We start from the raw sequence: 17,997 nt of genomic DNA, 5'->3' as shown, positions 1-17,997 counted from the left end.
TTTACCTGCTATAAAGATTTTATTTACAGCTGAAGAAGGTGCAGAAGCTATTAAATATGTTAATAATATTTGTAACATAGGAGGTTGGAAATTAGAGGATTGCATCCACTACTGTGGAAATGATGATGAAGTTTTTAATGAGTTATCTTTAAGAGCATTTAAGAATGGAGAAAATTTAGTTTAATAAAATGTATTTTAGAAGTTTAACTTTTGTGTCTAAGATATTCACATAACACTATCATGCAGGAAGAGAATTTGCCATACAGTTAGCTGCCATAATAATGTGATTGCTAGCTGTAGTGGAAAAAAAGGTGGTTTTCATATCAAAACCACCTTTTGGGATGTTATTTTTAAATTAAAAACAGTTTACTGCATTAATCTAGATTATAGATAGAAGATCTAGATGGTGTCTTTATTGCCAGCATTTTACTAACATAAAGATTGCGCGATGCGCCTAGACCGGCAAATAAGCATAATCCGGCAGCACCGATTAAGATAGTAAGTGGCAACGTCCAGTTGTTAACCGCATCATGCAGAAAACCAAAAAGCATCGGCCCGAAAGCAGCGAGTAAGTAGCCTCCTGATTGAGCCATACCGGATAGTCTTGCTGCCTCATCTGCATTTCTTGTACGAGAGCTGAAAAATATAATAGCTAAGCAAAAAGTAAGCGCTCCGCCAATACCTAATATAATCATCCATAGTGCTGTAAGCTCTGTTTCTCCGAGGAATATTCCCAAAAGCCCTATCAAAACACATAGGGAAGCAGTGATAACTAATGGACGTTGATTAGCCTTACGCCCAGCAAGTATAGAACCAACGAACGATGTAGGAAGAGATACCAGTTGGTAAAGGGAGAGCATCCATCCTGCTTTGCTTGAATCCATACCTTGATGAACTAAAATAGCTGGTAACCACGCAATCATGCAATAGAGTAGCATAGACTGTAATCCCATATATACTGTCACTTGCCATGCTAAAGGGGATTTCCAGAGATTGATCTTATTAATACTATTTGCCTTAACGATCTCCATTTCATCTTTTTTTTCGTGGACGTCTTTGGCTTTTATTCTAATGCCACTATGAACCGTTCTTTGAACAATAGATATTCTTTGTTTTCTTCGTGTAATTTGAGGTATCCAGAGGATAATGGATAAGAAACTAAGTGCAGCCCAAATGCTTAAGGCTACTCCCCATCCTAATCCTGATTCTGAAGCAACGGGGACACTGATACCGGATGCTATAGCGCCAAAAAGGCCCATAGAAGCAGTATAGATACCCGTCATTACACCGATCCGCTCAGGAAATTCATGTTTTATTAAGCTGGGAATCAGCACATTACCTACAGAAATGGATAATCCAATGATTACTGTACCAAGAAACAGTCCTAAATCTCCAAACAACGAACGTAATATAATTCCCAAAGTCAGGAAAATAAGTGACCAAAAAAGCACTAACTTAGTGCCAAATTTTCGCGCCAAATTTGGAGCGAAAGGTGAAAATCCTGCAAAAGCGAATAACGGAAGTGTTGTAATCATACCCGCTAATGTATTTGAAATATGTAAGCTTCTACGAATTTCATCGATCAACGGGCCAACTGCTGTTAAAGGTGCACGCAAATTCGCTGCAGTAAATGTAATTCCGATTATCAGTATTATTTGTATGGATCTTCTTGAATGTGGATGTAGGTTTTGTGTGTGTTCATTACGTAATTGATTCATTTATATAGTTTCTCCTTAAAATTATCATATGTTTATACTTGATTTAAATATTTTTTAAAAGCAAAAGTAGCCTCATCACTGATAATATGCTCCATTTTGCAGGCATCTTCACTTGCTGTTTGCTCATTAACATTGCAATAGGCAATTAAGAATTGTTTTATTAGCTGAAACTTAGCTATAATTATTTGCCCTTGTTTACGTCCTTCATCAGTGAGATGGATTTCCCCACCTAAAGGCTTAACAACTAATCCAGCCTCTTGCAATATAGCCACAGCATTATTAATACTTGGCTTTGAAAATCCTAAATAAGCAGCAAGATCAATTGAACGCACTGATTGTGTTTTTTCAGATAACTTATATATGGCTTTTAAATATTCTTCTTTTGAAGGACTAAGTTTTTTCTGCAAATAACGCCTATTTTGATACATCACTGATCCTCCTTGCATTAATTATAGACTAAAGCGTATTGGTGGTATACACTTTGGTACAATTCTTCATTTGTCTTATTTTTTTAGAGCCCATCAAATTTACTGTTTTCCAATTTGTTATTGAAAAGATTCGCTGGTGGAAATATCGGACATTCATATGGATAAGAACCAAAGAGAACGCATGAGGCTAAAGAAGTATAAATAGCCCATAAACTCATTTCAGTAGTCCATAAACCTCTTTCATCAGCATCAAGTATTTTATGTTTATGCTCTATCTTACTCACTTTACTATTATCAAAACTCAGAAATGACTTTAATGATTTTTTCTTTTTCATATTATATCCTCCTAACTTAATTATGATGAAAAAGCGTATAGTATACATACACATGTATAAAATTTTAACTGAAAAATTTAATTTTGCTTATCATAAATGAGAAAAGTTCCAATTCATGTCCAATCATATTTTCTACAATAGAGTGATAGTGCACATAGTTGCCATAAGTTTCTTGTTTTAATTATAGGTGGAAAAGTGTATGGCTACCATATACTTAAGCATAATTGCTTATATATTCGCCTGCACATTTCACCATTATCAGAAGTCATATCTGACCTCTGATAAATTTTTCTTTTTGATATTAGTATTTCCTGGCTTAAATTATAATGAAAATGAATATATAAGCCATGCACTTGCGTAAAATATTTATTCATCAAAGTTTTCATTAAAAGATTTAACTTTGTTCATCATAGACGATAAAAAGTTTGACAAAAATTCTAATTCATATTCGGAGGCATTTTGTAGCTCATCTTCAAACATGCTGTTCAAAATAGAATGATAGTACATATGGCTGCTATGAGCTTTTTTACCTTTTTCACTCAGACTCAATGAATATCTAGATAAATTAAGATTATCAATTTCCTTTATAACCAGAGCCTTTCTCTCTAGCTTTTTGAGGATTTCGGAAACAGATCCTTTTGTTACTCCTAGAATATCTGCTAATCCACCTACATGAATACCAGGATGTTCAGCAATGGCCTTTATTATATGAATTTCAGAGTGAAAAATCGGCACATCAGTTCCGAAATAGCGAGTCTTTTTATCAAGATCAATTAAGGCAAATGCTAAATCCAGAGAATCATATGCGATTTTATGTTTGTTATTTATAAATTTATCCATGACAATAGTATATGGCTACCATACACTTTTGTCAAGTGACGTTGAATTAAAATTTTATATATCGTAACGAGGTGATATATAGTAGAGCAAATGTTAAAAAACCACTTTTGTAAAAGGGAAAAAATGTGACTGTGACATAATTTCTATAAATATTAAGCATGCATAAATTCGTGTAAGTAAATTTTATGCATGCTTATGTTATTCATTAATATAAGTTTATATATCGGCAATTACCCTGCAAGCAAGTCCAGAAAAACCACTCATGTTTGTAGGAAAAGTATATACCGTAAAAGATTTTTTTAGCTAATATCTCATAAATTAAATAAAAATATTGTAGTATTTTAGGTGAAAATATTTTTTAAAATAGGTTTATAAATTTGCTGAAAAATAATATTTCATATATAGGGAGGAAATATTATTTAAAGGAAATTCATTAACAAGAAAGAGAAAAGATATGCACATTAAAAAAGGCAGCTATGCTCCAATACTAAACTTTTCTGCATATAAGAACATTTTATGGATTTATTTATTGATATATAAATATGAGAGGAAATGACGAATATGAGAGAGAGAAAATATGTTAAATTTAGAGTTGACATGCATGAGGATACTAAATTAAAAATAATAGATAGAAAACCTGAAAGAGATCTTATTAACTATATTTGGACAAGAGTTGTAATCTTGGCTGGGAAAGTGAATAGAGAAGGCGATTTGTTTATGTCAAAAAATATTCCATATACAATTGAAACCTTAGCAATAGAGCTTAATAGGGATATTGACCAGGTTGAACTTGCACTAAATGTGCTAATGGAATTAGAAATGATTGAAGTTACAGAACATAAGGTATATAGAGTAAAGAATTTTGCTAAACATCAAAATATTAAGGTGAAGGAAAAAGTTGAAAGCAATAAGATATCAAATTCGGCAGAGATAGAAAAAGAAGAATTTAGAAATGAATAAATAAAAAGTGAAGAAGATTTAAAAAATGAAAGTCAAATTGCTATAAGTGAGGATATAAGCGCTGGAAGTAAGGTGGGTGAGAATGATGTTAAATCTATAAAAATTGATGAGGCAGCTAACTTGGAAATTACGCATAAGGATATTAATGGGAAGAAAGAAGGCATGATTAAAGAAAAAGAATCAGATAATCTAAAAAATAACAAATCTATTCCTATAGAGGTTAAAGGGGGAAAGGGTAAAGGCCGAAAGAAGGAAAATGCGTCAATAATTGAAGTTATTGACGGAGATATTGATAGTATTAATGATGATGTTAGTGGTTTTTTCCAAGAGGAGAGACCGTTAGGAAAAGATGAGCGTATTATTAAATCGTGGACTTTTGATTGATAAATGTATGTTAAGGCTTTAGGTTTTAATCGTAATATCAATATATTTATATCATATAATTATTTTTATAGAAATTTATGAACCTAAAATTCACATGATAAATATACAAAATATAATAGAAATATACAATCGGTTTGAATGTATATTGATATAATAAGGCTAAATCGAAGATATTACTCATGGGTATAAAAATAAATAATTTATTTAAGGTGGGAAATTATATGTTAGAAAAAAATTTAAACGAAATCTTAAAGAAAAGGTTTAATAAGATAGTGAGAGAAGCGAGTAATGAAGAAATCTATTTAGCATTATTAGAATTAACAAAGGGAACAATCAAGAAAAAGAGTGTTAATAGAGGAAAGAGAAAATTATATTATATTTCTGCTGAATTTTTAATTGGGAAATTACTATCGAATAACTTAATTAATTTAGGTCTTTATGAAGGTGTTAAAGATGTTTTGACTAAGAATGGTAAGGAGTTAGCTGAAATTGAAGAAATTGAATTAGAACCTTCGCTAGGAAATGGTGGACTTGGAAGATTAGCAGCTTGCTTCATAGACTCTATTGCAACTTTAGGATTAAATGGAGATGGTGCAGGACTAAACTATCACTTTGGATTATTTAAACAAGTTTTTGAAGATAATAAGCAAAAAGCTGTTAAGAATCCATGGATAACAAGTGAAAGTTGGCTAAATAAATCTGATATTAAGTTTGAAGTTCCATTTGCAGGATTCACAGTCACTTCAACACTTTATGATATAGATGTAACTGGCTATGATCAAGAAGTATCAAATAAACTTCGTCTATTTGATGTAGATACAATAGATGAAGCTTTAGTTAAAGAAGGAATTGATTTTGACAAAGAAGATATTAAGAAGAACTTAACATTATTCTTATATCCTGATGATAGTGATGAGGCTGGATGCTTATTAAGAATATATCAACAATATTTTATGGTTAGTAATGCTGCACAATTAATATTACTTGAAGCAGATGAAAATGGGTATGATCTTCATAAATTACATGAACATGTTGTTGTTCAAATCAATGATACGCATCCATCTATGGTTATTCCTGAATTGATAAGGCTGCTTGGAGAAAGAGGGATACCTATGTCAGAAGCCATTGAAATAGTATCTAAGACTTGTGCTTATACAAACCATACAATATTAGCAGAAGCTTTGGAAAAGTGGCCAATAGCTTATTTACAAAAGGTTGTTCCACACTTATTACCAATTATCAGAGAATTGGACAATCAAGTTAAACTTAAATTTAAAGATGAAAAAGTAGCTATTATAGATGAAGAGAAGAGAGTACACATGGCCCATATGGATATTCACTATGGATACAGCGTAAATGGAGTTGCAGCTCTCCATACTGATATCTTAAAAGAAGAAGAGTTAAAGCCATTCTATGATATATATCCTGAAAAATTCAATAATAAAACTAATGGGATAACCTTCAGAAGATGGTTAATTCATTGTAATAACAAACTTGCTAGTTATATTTCAGAACTTATTGGAGATGGATATAAGAAAGATGCTGCTAAGCTAGAAGAATTAGCTAAGTTCGTAAATGATAAGATAGTGTTAAGTAAGATTGGGGAAATTAAAAAAGAAAATAAGATTGCACTAAAGGAATATTTAAAAGAAACTCAAGGGGTAGAAATTGATGAAAATTCTATCTTTGATATTCAAATTAAGAGACTTCACGAGTATAAGAGACAACAAATGAATGTGCTTTATATTATTTATAAATATCTGGATATAAAGAAGGGTAATAAGCCAACTACACCTATAACAATGATATTCGGAGCTAAGGCTGCACCAGCTTATATAATTGCACAAGATATAATTCATACTATTCTTTGTCTACAGGAAATAATTAATAATGATCAAGAAGTTAATAAATATCTAAAAGTTGTTATGGTCGAAAATTATAATGTGACTAAGGCTTCTAAGTTAATACCTGCTTGTGATGTTTCAGAACAAATCTCGCTTGCATCTAAGGAAGCATCAGGTACTGGTAACATGAAGTTCATGCTAAATGGCGCATTAACTTTAGGAACCGAAGATGGAGCTAACGTTGAAATTCATGAATTAGTTGGAGATGAAAATATCTATATATTTGGTGAATCTTCTGAAAAAGTTATCGAGCACTATAAGAATGCAGATTATGTTTCTAAGGAATTCTATAAAAAGCCAGAAATAAAAGAATTGGTTGATTTTATCATAAGTGATAAAATGACAAAAGTTGGGGATGAAGAAAATCTTACAAGACTTCATAAAGAATTAGTTAATAAGGATTGGTTCATGACTTTACTTGATGTTGAGGATTATATCAACACAAAAGATATCGTATTTAAAGATTATGAAGATAGAGAAGCTTGGAATAAAAAAGTGTTAATGAATATTAGCAAAGCAGGATTTTTCTCTTCAGATCGTACAATTGCTCAATACAATGAAGACATTTGGAAGTTATAATTTATAAATAAAATCATAATTTAATTCAAATGGGATCGATACCGGTTAGTACTAAATTTAACTGATAAGAAAGACTAAAAACTTGAGAGTTCAAGTTTTTAGTCTTCTTTTTATTAAAGTAAGTTTGTTTATTATCCAAAATTATTGTTTCTATATTCAGAAGGTGAAACACCAGTAAATGATTTAAATACTTTATGGAAATGACTTTGATCATGAAAACCCAAGGTCAAGCCTATTTCTAAAATGCTACTAGTTGTAGTTACAAGCAATACTTTAGCCCTATCAATTCTTATTTTTTTTGCATATTTCATAATAGTCATCCCCATATGTTTCTTAAAACAATCTGATATATAGCCCTCAGATAGATTTAATTCTCTAGACAATTTTTTCAATGAAATTTGGCTCTCGATATTAAGATGTAGGTGCTTCAGAATTCTATTTATAACAAAGTTATCTTTTACTTCAACGTCATTTATAAGGAGATTAATGTATGTATCTATCATTTGTATTTCAATAGTTTGTAAATCTTCTATAGTATTAAGAGTAGGGATTAAAGTATAGAACTTGTTATATATTGGATGAAGATATCTTGTCAAAATGCCATTTTCAACTATTTCTCTAGTATACATCGCATTCCAAATAAGCAAATCGTTTCTCTTATCTTGTATAGATATCTCATCGGAAATTTCGTCTAAGTGCTTTTTTTTAACTATTTCTAAGATTTGTGGCTTTGCTCGAAGTTTTATTAAGAATGATATGTCATTATTAAAAATACTCATATCTGATATGAATGAATTGTCCAAGATAATTTCCTCCCCACATTCCACTTATATTATATATATACATATTATATTAAAAATATACAAGTACAATCAAGTATTAGTGAGTAGGGGAGATGTAATTAATAAAGACAGGTATGGTAAATAAAGTATAATTTTCGACTTAGTTTTATGATAAAAATTAATAATATTATAGTATATATGTAAAGAAATTGAACTATCAGTGCGATAATAAAAAGAATATGTAAATTGTTATTGTAAAAATTAAGAGGGAAAATAATGCAGATAGATAACGGAATTTAATTAAGTTAAATTGTTATTTGTTCAATTTTATGAAAAGAGGTAATAGTAATGAAAACGGAAAAGTTTAGGGTTAACACTATTCGCAGCAAACTAGTTATTAGCTTAATAGGAATTTGTGTAATTCCCCTAATAATATTAGGTTATGGTGCTAATATACAAGCCAAATCAATTCTTAATGAAAAACTGAAATTAACAAGTCAGCAAACACTTTTAGAAGTAAACGATGGAATCAGTAATTATTTTGATGGATTCAGTAATATGATAACTATGACATCCACAGATTATAACTTTGTTAACAGTGATAAGAGTGAGCAAGCAGCATACATACCAGAAAGTCTAAAGAATTTAAAAGAAAGTAATAGTAATATTTTTAGTTCATATTTTGCAACTACTGATGGGAAGTTTGATATATATCCTAACAGTAAAATGCCAGAAGGATTTAATCCCAAAGAAAGGCCTTGGTACAAACAGGCTGTAGATAATAAAGGAAAAACAATAATAACGTTGCCGTTTACTGATGCTCAAACGGGGAAAAGCGTTGTGTCTATTGCAAAGACAGTAGAAAGAGATGGAAAAGTCATAGGAGTTTGTGCTATGAATGTTTCCTTAGAGACACTTACAGAAAAAATAAGTACGAAGAAAATAGGAAGCACTGGATACGTTTTTATTTCTGACGTAGAAGGTAAAAATATGATAGCGCATCCAAATAAAGATTTATTAGGAACTGATGCAGCATCTAAACAATCTTTTTGGAATGATGCTAAAACTAATGAAAAGGGATTTATAACGTATACCTTTAACAATGTAAAGAAGTTTGGAGCATATGAAACTAATAATATTACAGGTTGGAAATTAGTAGCGACGTTAGATGAAAAAGAATTATCAAAGGATACAGATTCAATATTAACTACAACTTTAATTATAGTAGTAGTTATATGTTTGATTTCTATAGTGTTATCTTTATTATTAAGTAAAGGAATAGCTCAAAATGTTAAGAAATTGAAAGAAGTATTTGAAAAAGCGTCAAGTGGAGATTTAACTGTATCTATGGTTTCATCTACAAAAGATGAATTTAGGGATTTAGCTAATTCCTTTAATGAAATGCTAAGGAATATTTCAGAGCTTATGAACAATGTAAATAAATCTTCGAAAACAGTTTTGGAAACGTCATCAAATCTTGCAAGTATGTCTGAGGAAGTAACTGCATCTATAGGAGAGGTTGCAAAAGCAATAGAAGAGGTATCAGAAGGGGCAACAAATCAATCGCAAAATGCTCAAAACGGAGTTGCAGAAATGAATGACTTATCTAATAGATTAGATAAAATAAGTGTAAATTCTAATGAAATGGACAAACTCTCAGCAAGTGCCAAAGAATTAGGTGCCAAAGGATTATCTATGATAGATACATTAATAGAGAAGTCGAAGAAAACTAAGATAGCTACAGGTGAAGTTGATAGTATAGTTAAGGATATGGATGAAAGCACTAGAAAAATAAATACTATATCTGAAACAATTTCGCAGATAACAGAGCAGACTAATTTATTGGCATTAAACGCAAGTATAGAATCTGCACGTGCAGGGGAAGCCGGAAAAGGTTTTGCGGTTGTAGCAGAAGAAATAAGAAAACTTGCAGAACAATCAAAATCATCAACAGAAGAAATTAAAGTTATTATTACAAATATCCAGAGTAAGTCTGATACAGCTGTTAAAGCAATTAAATCTACAGAAAGTGTAGTGACAGAGCAAGATTTAGCAGTGGGAAAGACGCAGGAGATATTTAGTGAAATCCTTAGATCAATTGAAACAATGATAAGCAAGGTTGATGAGATAAAGACTTCTATTATTGATGTTGATGAGAAAAAGAAAAAAGCGGTATTGGAAATTGAAAATATATCGCTAATATCACAGGAAACTGCTTCAGCTTCAGAAGAAGTAACTGCATCAACAGAGGAAATAACTGCGGTTATGGATAGATTCACAAAATATGCGGATGATCTGCAATTATTGGCAGAAAAGTTAGATGAGGAAATAGGGGAGTTTACAATAATATAGAGAAAATTGCAAGTTGAATTTCATGTGAAAATGCAATTCAACTTGTTTCTATTATTGGAAATAATAATACATAAAGGTTAAAGGTATCCTAGATAATTTAATTATTTAGTGGTATCATTATATAGAGAATTGGTATATTGGAGGTATGATTATGAAGAGTTTAAAAGGAAGCAAAACAGCAGTAAATTTGATGAAATCATTTGCAGGGGAAAGCCAAGCTAGAACTAGATATACTTACTATTCTAGTATTGCTAAAAAAGAAGGATTTGTGCAAATTGCGAACATATTCTTAGAAACAGCAGAACAAGAAAAAGAACATGCAAAAAGATTTTATAAATTTCTTAAGGATGATTATGTGGACGAGCAGATAGAAATACAAGCATCTTTTCCAGTTTCATTCCACGAAAGTACATTTAAGAATTTACTTGCAGCAGCTTCAGGCGAAAATGAAGAGTGGACAGATCTTTATCCAAGTTTTGCAAAAACAGCTGAAGAGGAAGGATATCCAGAAATTGCAGCAGTTTATAGAAAGATAAGTGAAGTTGAAGCACGTCATGAGGCTAGATATAAAAAGCTTGCTAAAAACATTGAAGATGGAACAGTGTTTAAAAAAGATGAAGTAACTCTTTGGAAGTGTGGTAATTGTGGATTTATATATGAAGGTAAAGAAGCACCAGTTGCATGTCCTGCATGTGCACATCCACAAGCATACTTTGAAGTATTTGTTGAAAATTATTAATATAAAAATCAAATAGACATACATTAAGGGAACACTTATATTTAAGTTTAAATTAAGTGTTTCCTTTTTATGTGTTGGTATTTTTGAAAATTTAGACAGTTCATATTTACCGTGTTAAAATAAAAGAAGTATATAAAAATAAGACAGATGGTGAGTATATGATTAAAGCTAAATTAGAAAAGAATAAAAGTGGAAAAATAATATTTAAATTAAAAGTAGACAGTGATTATAAAGAAAATATTTTATTTAAAAGAGCTATTATGGAATCAAAAGAAATCAAGGGGCGATATGAATATGAAGTACCGTTGAGATTCTTTATTCCAATATGTAAGAATGTGGGTAGAGAGAACTTAGTATTAGATAAGAGATGTATATTATCTTATCTGGAGTTTTCAGATTACTATGATCAAAATTATTATACAGATATAGATGCTACCGCAAAGTATATGAAAAAATGGAGAGAAGAAGGTTGTCCTGATATTTATAGAATAACTATAGATAAAGATAGCTATGAAATAACAAAGGAGGTAGTCTTTAAGAAGCCTAAAGTAGTAATTAAGGACTTTAGTTTATAATATGTATTTGAAAAGAGAAATGAAAAGGAGTTATCTCAAATTAGAAGTAATTTGAGATGATGCCTTTTTAATATACTTTGATATTATTGAAGATAAATTACACTTGCTATTATATTAGTAATTTCTAATGAATTGCTAGAGAGCAAGAATTCATGTATAGAACTTAGGTTTAAGGATTTAAGCAACAGTAAATCATTCTTATTAACTTTGAAAATTTTATTGTTAATAGTATATTTGAAGCTGCCACTTACAACATAAAAACAAATAGCTATAAGCTCCTTATCTAATGGAACTTGATATTTGAATACACATTTTTTTCTAGGTGTAATATTTAAATGAACTAATTCACCATTATAATTTTCTCTTGTCATTAAGTTAAAAACAGAAGCTTTTCCATAAGTTTTTGTTTTCCAATCTCCCATGAAACTATCTTGTTCAAAGGATTTTAGTAATTTCCTATATTTATTTTCATGATTAAGGGTTATTTTGCCTTCAGTAACCATAAATTTACGTGAAACATTTGTAAGATTGCTAAAAGTAGATTCAGGTATATCAATTTTAGCTATACCAAGTCTCCATAAGAAGTTTCTGCTTGCATAATCAGAATCTACTGGATATGTTATTAATTCTGTCGCCATTCCACCAGACCAAAATGTCGGCTTATAGCTCTTTTCTCTTATTAATTCAACATCGTAGTTCATAAATTACTCTCCCTTTATTTATCACATATTTTATGTTCATTATATTAAAAGATATATGTATAATCAATAAAGATAAGTACAATATAAAGCATAATTAATTTTACTACTATATAAGGTTTATTATTTTTAGATATATAAATAATAGACATAAGATGTTTTAGTAAGTAAAATTAAAATAATGAGTAAAGTGCATAGTTAGATCAAATATTTAGGGATTTATTAATTTGAGAACAGTGTGAAGTTTATATTGATATGAAATATAATTATAGGAGTTGTTGTTATGGAAAGCTTTATTGATAAAAAGATATTAAGAAAAGAAATTTTAGCTGAGCGTAAAAATATAGATGTAACAGAAAAAGAAAAAATGGATGGAAGAATATTAGAAAGGGTTTATGATAGCGAGTATTACAAATTGGCAAAAAATATTTTTGTTTATATATCATATGATACTGAAATAAATACAAGAGCTTTTATAAAGGAATCTTTAAATGACGATAAAAGAATTTATGTTCCAAGGACTGAAATTAAAACTAGACTTATGGATGCAGTAGAAATTAAATCACTGGATAATTTGTCGGAGAGTTCATACGGAATACCAGAGCCATCAATAAATGATCCATATATTGATCCAAACGAACTTGATTTAATTATAGTTCCAGGCGTAGCTTTTGATAGGAGTGGGGGGAGAGTTGGTTATGGAGCAGGTTTTTATGATAGATATTTCAAGAAAATTAACAAGGATAATATAAAAAGAATTACCAAATTAGCATTAGCATATGATTTTCAAGTACTTGATAAAGTTCCAACCAGTTATCATGATGTACCAGTAGATTACATTATAACTGAAAAAGAATTTATAAGGTTGGAATAATGTAATGGCGGATTAAAATAAACAGGGGGAATATATGGAATACATTGAAAGTAACTTTGGGTATCTAAAAGGAACCAAAATAGAAAAGTACTATGATCATCTGATAAAAGCAGAATTTTTATGCGAGTATTATCCGATAGTTACAAAAATTATTGTTAGGAAAGTAATAGAAATGCTTTTAAGAGATATAGCGCAGGACAGTAGAATGGATATGAATGTGTCTGCATTTACATTACTAAATAGTGTTAAGTTAAAGTCTAATATTTCTTTTTCAGAAGAGGTTTATAATGGTATAGATATTATATTGGCTAACGGATATGAGAATATCTCAAAAAGAGATAGAAATAGAAAGATATCTAAACATCCAATAGAAATTTTAAAGATAGCACAAAAAGTTCTATATTACTATCTGAAAGAGAAAGAAAATTTTAAGTTAATCGATGAAAAGAATTTAAGTTTTAGCGCTCCAAGTAATATAGAATATATGAAGAAAGAACTTTTAAAGATTAATAACGATATTACTCAGAGAGAAAATTTAATTAATAGTCTAAGGAAAAAGATTCTTCAATCAGATAGTTCGCCAAAGCGAATAAGTGAAATAAATAATATTATAATATTAATAAAAGAAGAAAAAGCTTATTTAGAAGAAATCCAAGATATATTAAATAGAAAAATAGAAATGCAAAATAGATATATATTGAATATGAAAATGGATTATAAAATATATGAAAAAAAGTTTAATGAAATGAAAATAAAGTTTAGTGAAAATGAAACACTTCTTCTTGAAAAAGAGGGGCAGCTTCTGACGTCGGAGATACAAAATCAAGAATTGAAAATCTTGACTGAGGAGTTAGATGAAGAAGATGAATCAATTAAAAGAATGAAAGTATCACTGGATGAAGAATTAAGAACATTAAGACAGGCGTATGAAAGTTTACTAAACTTAACAGAAGAATATAAGGACATTGTTGAAACAATGGAATTTTCATATGATAGTGAATTACAAAAAGAATTAGAAGCCCAAAAGAACAGTATTCAAATAAAAATAAACTTTGAAGATGCTGTATTTAACGAGAATATAATTGTTTACAATAAAAGTATAGTGGAGTATAAAAGAAAAGTATTAATATTTAAAGAGTTAATAAATGAAAATATTAAGCGGGAAATTAGACATGAAAAATTTTATGATGGTTTTTTAAGACTATCAGGAAAAGAGCTTAAAATTGTATATACCATTATTAATAATATTACTTCAACTTTTAATTTGATAAGTAAACCTAAAGAATTATTAGGAAGATATAATGAAGATAAGTTTTTAGAATTGCTAAATAGAAATTTAGAGAACCTAAAGAATATTAATGATAATGAAATAAAACTAATTCTATATTATAAACTAATAAATTTATCAAATGCACCTTATGGGAAGATATATAATAGAAGAAAGTTTGTGCAAACATTAGATTCTATGGTAGAGAAAGCTTATGATGTTTTAGCACCTAAAAAAGATTTCAAAGCAAAAACAAGAAAACTAGATACAATAAATGAATATTATATGAATAGAATTATATCTGCATTAAAGAATAAAGGCGCAAGTACACATCTTACAGAAGAGTTACTAGAAAAGATTTATCATATAATTACAGAATTAAAACAAAAACCAGAAAATAAAGAGAAAAGATTTTACTATGAAAAGACTGATTTGGATATTATGACGGAATTAGCCCTTAAATCAGCTATAAAATCGCATCCATATACATTTCTACACATGATAGCAGAATTAGCAAGCATTGATTCATATAAGGACATCTCTAGTATTATATTTCAAATTGAGAATTTAATTGAAAAAAGATCTTTAATTAAAAATTTTTCTAATACTTATTTTATGGTTCTCTTATATTTATCTAGTGATGCAATAATGATAAGCCAAAACCAGCAAGAAGAATTATTACCATTAGCAGTACTGTTAATAACAAGCGTAAGTTTAGTCTCAGATAATAATTTCGTAAAGCTGGAAGGATATAATGATTTGATTAAGTTGTGGAAACAAAAGCAACAAAAATATAATGATATTTATATGAAGAAAGAGGAAGAGGAAAATAATTTAGGTTTAGTAATGAGAGAGAAACTGGAGGTAGAAATTAATCAGAAAGAGCTATCAGAAGCCTATGACTCGTTATTAAGAAACTATGGAAGTTACGAAAATGAATTTAAAAATATAGTAATGAATTCAGAAAAAAGAGTCCTCTTGCCATCATATTTTTACTATGATGATTTGTGTAATAAAAAGAAGGAAGCAGAAAAGCATATTAATGAATCAAAAAATAAAATTGGAACATTGAAAAGTATGTTTTCTATAGAGGTTTGGAAAGATCAAGCGAATAAATTTATTAATGAATCAAATATGTTAGAAGCTGAAAAGTTATTAATTAAAGAAGCAAAGCAAAAGCCTTATTTTAAAAAGGAACATTCAGTTTTCTTGGAATTAGAAGATCAAATTCAAAAAGTGAATGAATCTATACAAAAAAATAAGGAGATGCTGAAAAGCAAAGATGCATTAGTTGATAATATAAAAAGTAAAATTATCGACTTTCAGAAGCAGTTAACTACTATGAAAAATGCGTATATAGACATAGAAAGAGGCTACTAAAAGGTTAATTGCAGATATGTAATTAGGATTTACTGAGTGTTATATTATTCTAGGGAAAGAGTATAAGTCTGTAAATCTTACTTGGAAAAAAATTATACAAACTTAAAAAAATGAGGATGCCTTATTTACAAGAGCATCCTCATTTTTTATATAAATTTTATAGTTCTTTATTCTCTATTTCTTTAACGATTCTCTCGATAAACGCATCTAATTTAACAGCGCCTTCATCGTCATTCTTTCTGCTTCTTACAGATACTTCATTATTAGCAGCTTCTTTTTCTCCAACAACTAAAATGTAAGGAGTTCTTTCAAGTCTAGCTTCTCTAATCTTATAACCAATTTTTTCAGCTCTATAATCAGTTTCAACTCTAATACCTTTATTCTTTAAGGCTTTTGTAACTGCTTCAGCATAATCATTGTACTTATCAGAGATTGGTAACACTTTGGCTTGAACTGGAGATAACCATGTTGGGAAAGCACCAGCATATTCTTCTATAAGCATAGCTAAAGTTCTTTCATAACATCCAATTGATGATCTATGGATTATATAAGGACGTTTCTTTTCTCCGTCTTTATCTACATAGCTCATATCAAATCTTTCAGCTAAAGCAAAGTCAATTTGAACTGTGAACAAAGTATCTTCTTTACCATGAACATTTCTAAATTGTAAATCAAGCTTTGGACCATAGAAGGCAGCCTCATCATCAGCTTCAACATAATTAATATTTAAGTGATCTAGGATATTTCTCATTGTATCTTGAGTTTTATTCCAAGCATCAGGATCATTGATATATTTTTCAGTATTATTTGGATCCCATTTAGAGAATCTATAAGTTATCTTTTCAGCGATTCCTAAAGTTCCCATTAAATATTGAATTAATTCAAGAACGCCCTTAAATTCTTCTTCTAATTGTTCAGGTGTCACAACTAAATGACCATCAGCTAAAGTGAATTGTCTAACTCTTATAAGACCATGCATTTCACCTGAAGCTTCATTTCTAAATAAAGTAGAAGTTTCACCGTATCTGAGTGGAAGATCTCTATAACTGTGTTGTTCAGCATTATAAATTGTATATTGGAATGGGCAAGTCATTGGTCTTAAAGCAAATACTTCATCGTCCTTTTCTTCATCACCTAATACAAACATACCGTCTTTGTAATGATCCCAGTGACCAGAAATCTTATACAAATCGCTTTTAGCCATAAGTGGAGTCTTAGTTAAAAGATAACCTCTTTTTTCTTCTTCATCTTCAACCCATCTTTGAAGAAGCTGAACTATTTTTGCTCCTTTAGGCATTAATAATGGAAGTCCTTGACCTACATTTTCATCAGTTGTAAATAGTTTTAATTCTCTACCAAGTTTATTGTGATCTCTCTTTTTAGCCTCTTCTAAAGCTTCTAGGAAAGCATCTAAGTCTGATTTCTTTAAGAAAGCAGTACCATAGATTCTTGTAAGCATCTTATTTTTTTCATTACCCTTCCAGTAAGCACCAGCACTTCTAATAAGTTTAATTGCTTTAACTGATTTTATTGATATAAGGTGAGGACCAGCACATAAGTCTGTGAAATCTCCCATTTTATAGAATGAGATTATCTCATTTTCAGGAAGATCATTTATTAATTCCACTTTGTAAGGTTCATCCTTCATTAATTCTAAAGCTTCATTTCTTGGAAGTTCAAATCTAGATATTTCTGGATTTTCTTTAATTATTTTTTGCATTTCTGCTTCAAGCTTTTCTAAGTCTGCAGCAGTGAAAGCATTTTCTCTATCAAAATCATAGTAGAAGCCAGTTGCAATTGAAGGCCCTATAGCCAACTTTGTTTCAGGAAATAATCTTTTTACGGCATAAGCTAAAACGTGAGATATACTATGTCTTAGTGCATCTTTACCTTCTTGAGAGTCAAATGTGCATATGCCTAATTCAACATCCTCATTTATTTCTTTTCTAAGATCTTCAACCTTTCCATTAACTATACCGCAGCAGGCATTTCTAGCTAAACCTTCACTAATTGATTTGGCAATTTCATAAATAGATAAACCAGCTTCGAATTCTTTAATTGATCCATCTTTTAAAGTTACTTTTATCATTATTAAGACTCCTTTCAAATTTAAAACAATTTTGTTTCTGTGAATTGTTAAATTTTAATAATTAATATTTTTAAGAAAATTTATTACTAAAAT

At 29.7% G+C, this 17,997-nt stretch carries 15 protein-coding genes and 2 pseudogenes; 10 read left to right on the top strand and 7 right to left on the bottom strand.

Going from position 1 to position 17,997, the window contains the following annotated elements:
- Nucleotides 1–31: 31 nt before the first annotated feature.
- Nucleotides 32–184: pseudogene (locus T483_RS0109245) on the top strand (flavodoxin family protein); the annotation flags it as partial.
- Between the two features lie 190 nt (nt 185–374).
- On the opposite strand, the gene T483_RS0109235 reads toward T483_RS0109245, so the two are convergent.
- From T483_RS0109235 to T483_RS28870, 3 genes are all read right to left on the bottom strand, one after another.
- Nucleotides 375–1,718: a CynX/NimT family MFS transporter gene (locus T483_RS0109235; RefSeq protein ID WP_026886607.1), complete on the bottom strand. Its 1,344-nt coding sequence runs from the start codon at nt 1,716–1,718 to the stop codon at nt 375–377.
- A 32-nt stretch (nt 1,719–1,750) separates the two neighbouring features.
- Entirely contained in the window at nt 1,751–2,146 is a 396-nt protein-coding gene (locus T483_RS0109230) for a metal-dependent transcriptional regulator (RefSeq protein ID WP_026886606.1), read from the bottom strand.
- Between the two features lie 83 nt (nt 2,147–2,229).
- Nucleotides 2,230–2,481, bottom strand: a complete 252-nt coding sequence (locus tag T483_RS28870) for a hypothetical protein (protein WP_196244863.1) — start codon at nt 2,479–2,481, stop codon at nt 2,230–2,232.
- A 199-nt stretch (nt 2,482–2,680) separates the two neighbouring features.
- Between T483_RS28870 and T483_RS30945 the strand changes: the two genes are divergently transcribed.
- Nucleotides 2,681–2,842 (top strand): hypothetical protein, encoded by a 162-nt coding sequence (locus T483_RS30945; protein ID WP_155268460.1) that lies wholly within the window; start codon nt 2,681–2,683, stop codon nt 2,840–2,842.
- 5 nt (nt 2,843–2,847) lie between these two features.
- Here the strand turns inward: T483_RS30945 and T483_RS0109220 are convergent, their stop codons facing one another.
- On the bottom strand, nt 2,848–3,321 hold the full coding sequence (locus T483_RS0109220) for a MarR family winged helix-turn-helix transcriptional regulator (protein ID WP_026886605.1): 474 nt from the start codon (nt 3,319–3,321) through the stop codon (nt 2,848–2,850).
- Nucleotides 3,322–3,882: 561 nt separating this feature from the next.
- On the opposite strand from T483_RS0109220, the pseudogene T483_RS30935 reads away from it, so the two are divergent.
- From T483_RS30935 to T483_RS0109210, 3 genes and pseudogenes are all read left to right on the top strand, one after another.
- A pseudogene (locus T483_RS30935) lies at nt 3,883–4,228 on the top strand (phage replisome organizer N-terminal domain-containing protein); the annotation flags it as partial.
- 125 nt (nt 4,229–4,353) lie between these two features.
- The gene (locus T483_RS30930; protein WP_051560311.1) at nt 4,354–4,665 is read left to right on the top strand and encodes a hypothetical protein; all 312 of its coding nucleotides are present in this window, start codon (nt 4,354–4,356) and stop codon (nt 4,663–4,665) included.
- A 221-nt stretch (nt 4,666–4,886) separates the two neighbouring features.
- Complete coding sequence (locus tag T483_RS0109210) at nt 4,887–7,148, top strand: glycogen/starch/alpha-glucan phosphorylase (RefSeq protein ID WP_026886604.1); 2,262 nt, start codon at nt 4,887–4,889, stop codon at nt 7,146–7,148.
- A 131-nt stretch (nt 7,149–7,279) separates the two neighbouring features.
- Here the strand turns inward: T483_RS0109210 and T483_RS0109205 are convergent, their stop codons facing one another.
- Nucleotides 7,280–7,951, bottom strand: a complete 672-nt coding sequence (locus T483_RS0109205; protein WP_026886603.1) for a helix-turn-helix domain-containing protein — start codon at nt 7,949–7,951, stop codon at nt 7,280–7,282.
- A gap of 327 nt (nt 7,952–8,278) precedes the next feature.
- Between T483_RS0109205 and T483_RS0109200 the strand changes: the two genes are divergently transcribed.
- The 3 genes from T483_RS0109200 (at nt 8,279) to T483_RS0109190 (ending at nt 11,596) form a co-directional block, all read left to right on the top strand.
- Nucleotides 8,279–10,282: a methyl-accepting chemotaxis protein gene (locus T483_RS0109200; protein WP_026886602.1), complete on the top strand. Its 2,004-nt coding sequence runs from the start codon at nt 8,279–8,281 to the stop codon at nt 10,280–10,282.
- A 151-nt stretch (nt 10,283–10,433) separates the two neighbouring features.
- Nucleotides 10,434–11,021: a rubrerythrin gene (rbr, locus tag T483_RS0109195; RefSeq protein ID WP_026886601.1), complete on the top strand. Its 588-nt coding sequence runs from the start codon at nt 10,434–10,436 to the stop codon at nt 11,019–11,021.
- Between the two features lie 158 nt (nt 11,022–11,179).
- Nucleotides 11,180–11,596: a hypothetical protein gene (locus T483_RS0109190; protein WP_026886600.1), complete on the top strand. Its 417-nt coding sequence runs from the start codon at nt 11,180–11,182 to the stop codon at nt 11,594–11,596.
- Nucleotides 11,597–11,679: 83 nt separating this feature from the next.
- On the opposite strand, the gene T483_RS0109185 is transcribed toward T483_RS0109190, so the two are convergent.
- Nucleotides 11,680–12,297 (bottom strand): HutD family protein, encoded by a 618-nt coding sequence (locus T483_RS0109185; protein WP_026886599.1) that lies wholly within the window; start codon nt 12,295–12,297, stop codon nt 11,680–11,682.
- Nucleotides 12,298–12,577: 280 nt separating this feature from the next.
- Here T483_RS0109185 and T483_RS0109180 point away from each other — a divergent pair, with 280 nt between their 5' ends.
- Together T483_RS0109180 and T483_RS0109175 are read left to right on the top strand one after the other, a co-directional pair.
- Nucleotides 12,578–13,168: a 5-formyltetrahydrofolate cyclo-ligase gene (locus T483_RS0109180; protein WP_026886598.1), complete on the top strand. Its 591-nt coding sequence runs from the start codon at nt 12,578–12,580 to the stop codon at nt 13,166–13,168.
- Between the two features lie 34 nt (nt 13,169–13,202).
- A complete protein-coding gene (locus tag T483_RS0109175; protein WP_026886597.1) occupies nt 13,203–15,815 on the top strand; it encodes a hypothetical protein in 2,613 nt (870 codons plus the stop codon).
- Between the two features lie 157 nt (nt 15,816–15,972).
- On the opposite strand, the gene thrS is transcribed toward T483_RS0109175, so the two are convergent.
- Nucleotides 15,973–17,904, bottom strand: coding sequence for a threonine--tRNA ligase (gene thrS / locus T483_RS0109170; protein ID WP_026886596.1), 1,932 nt, complete (start codon nt 17,902–17,904; stop codon nt 15,973–15,975).
- Between the last annotated feature and the right edge of the window lie 93 nt (nt 17,905–17,997).

Source organism: Clostridium beijerinckii HUN142 (genome assembly GCF_000621745.1).
GTDB lineage: Bacteria > Bacillota > Clostridia > Clostridiales > Clostridiaceae > Clostridium > Clostridium beijerinckii_A.
The sequence above is the reverse complement of the archived record's forward strand: the minus strand, read 5'-3'. Positions and strand labels throughout refer to the sequence as shown.

Coding starts and splice junctions, on each gene's coding strand:
- T483_RS0109235 (WP_026886607.1), bottom strand. CDS start 1,718: ATGAATCAATTACGTAATGAACACACACAAAACCTACATCCACATTCA.
- T483_RS0109230 (WP_026886606.1), bottom strand. CDS start 2,146: ATGTATCAAAATAGGCGTTATTTGCAGAAAAAACTTAGTCCTTCAAAA.
- T483_RS28870 (WP_196244863.1), bottom strand. CDS start 2,481: ATGAAAAAGAAAAAATCATTAAAGTCATTTCTGAGTTTTGATAATAGT.
- T483_RS30945 (WP_155268460.1), top strand. CDS start 2,681: ATGGCTACCATATACTTAAGCATAATTGCTTATATATTCGCCTGCACA.
- T483_RS0109220 (WP_026886605.1), bottom strand. CDS start 3,321: ATGGATAAATTTATAAATAACAAACATAAAATCGCATATGATTCTCTG.
- T483_RS0109210 (WP_026886604.1), top strand. CDS start 4,887: ATGTTAGAAAAAAATTTAAACGAAATCTTAAAGAAAAGGTTTAATAAG.
- T483_RS0109200 (WP_026886602.1), top strand. CDS start 8,279: ATGAAAACGGAAAAGTTTAGGGTTAACACTATTCGCAGCAAACTAGTT.
- rbr (WP_026886601.1), top strand. CDS start 10,434: ATGAAGAGTTTAAAAGGAAGCAAAACAGCAGTAAATTTGATGAAATCA.
- T483_RS0109190 (WP_026886600.1), top strand. CDS start 11,180: ATGATTAAAGCTAAATTAGAAAAGAATAAAAGTGGAAAAATAATATTT.
- T483_RS0109185 (WP_026886599.1), bottom strand. CDS start 12,297: ATGAACTACGATGTTGAATTAATAAGAGAAAAGAGCTATAAGCCGACA.
- T483_RS0109180 (WP_026886598.1), top strand. CDS start 12,578: ATGGAAAGCTTTATTGATAAAAAGATATTAAGAAAAGAAATTTTAGCT.
- T483_RS0109175 (WP_026886597.1), top strand. CDS start 13,203: ATGGAATACATTGAAAGTAACTTTGGGTATCTAAAAGGAACCAAAATA.
- thrS (WP_026886596.1), bottom strand. CDS start 17,904: ATGATAAAAGTAACTTTAAAAGATGGATCAATTAAAGAATTCGAAGCT.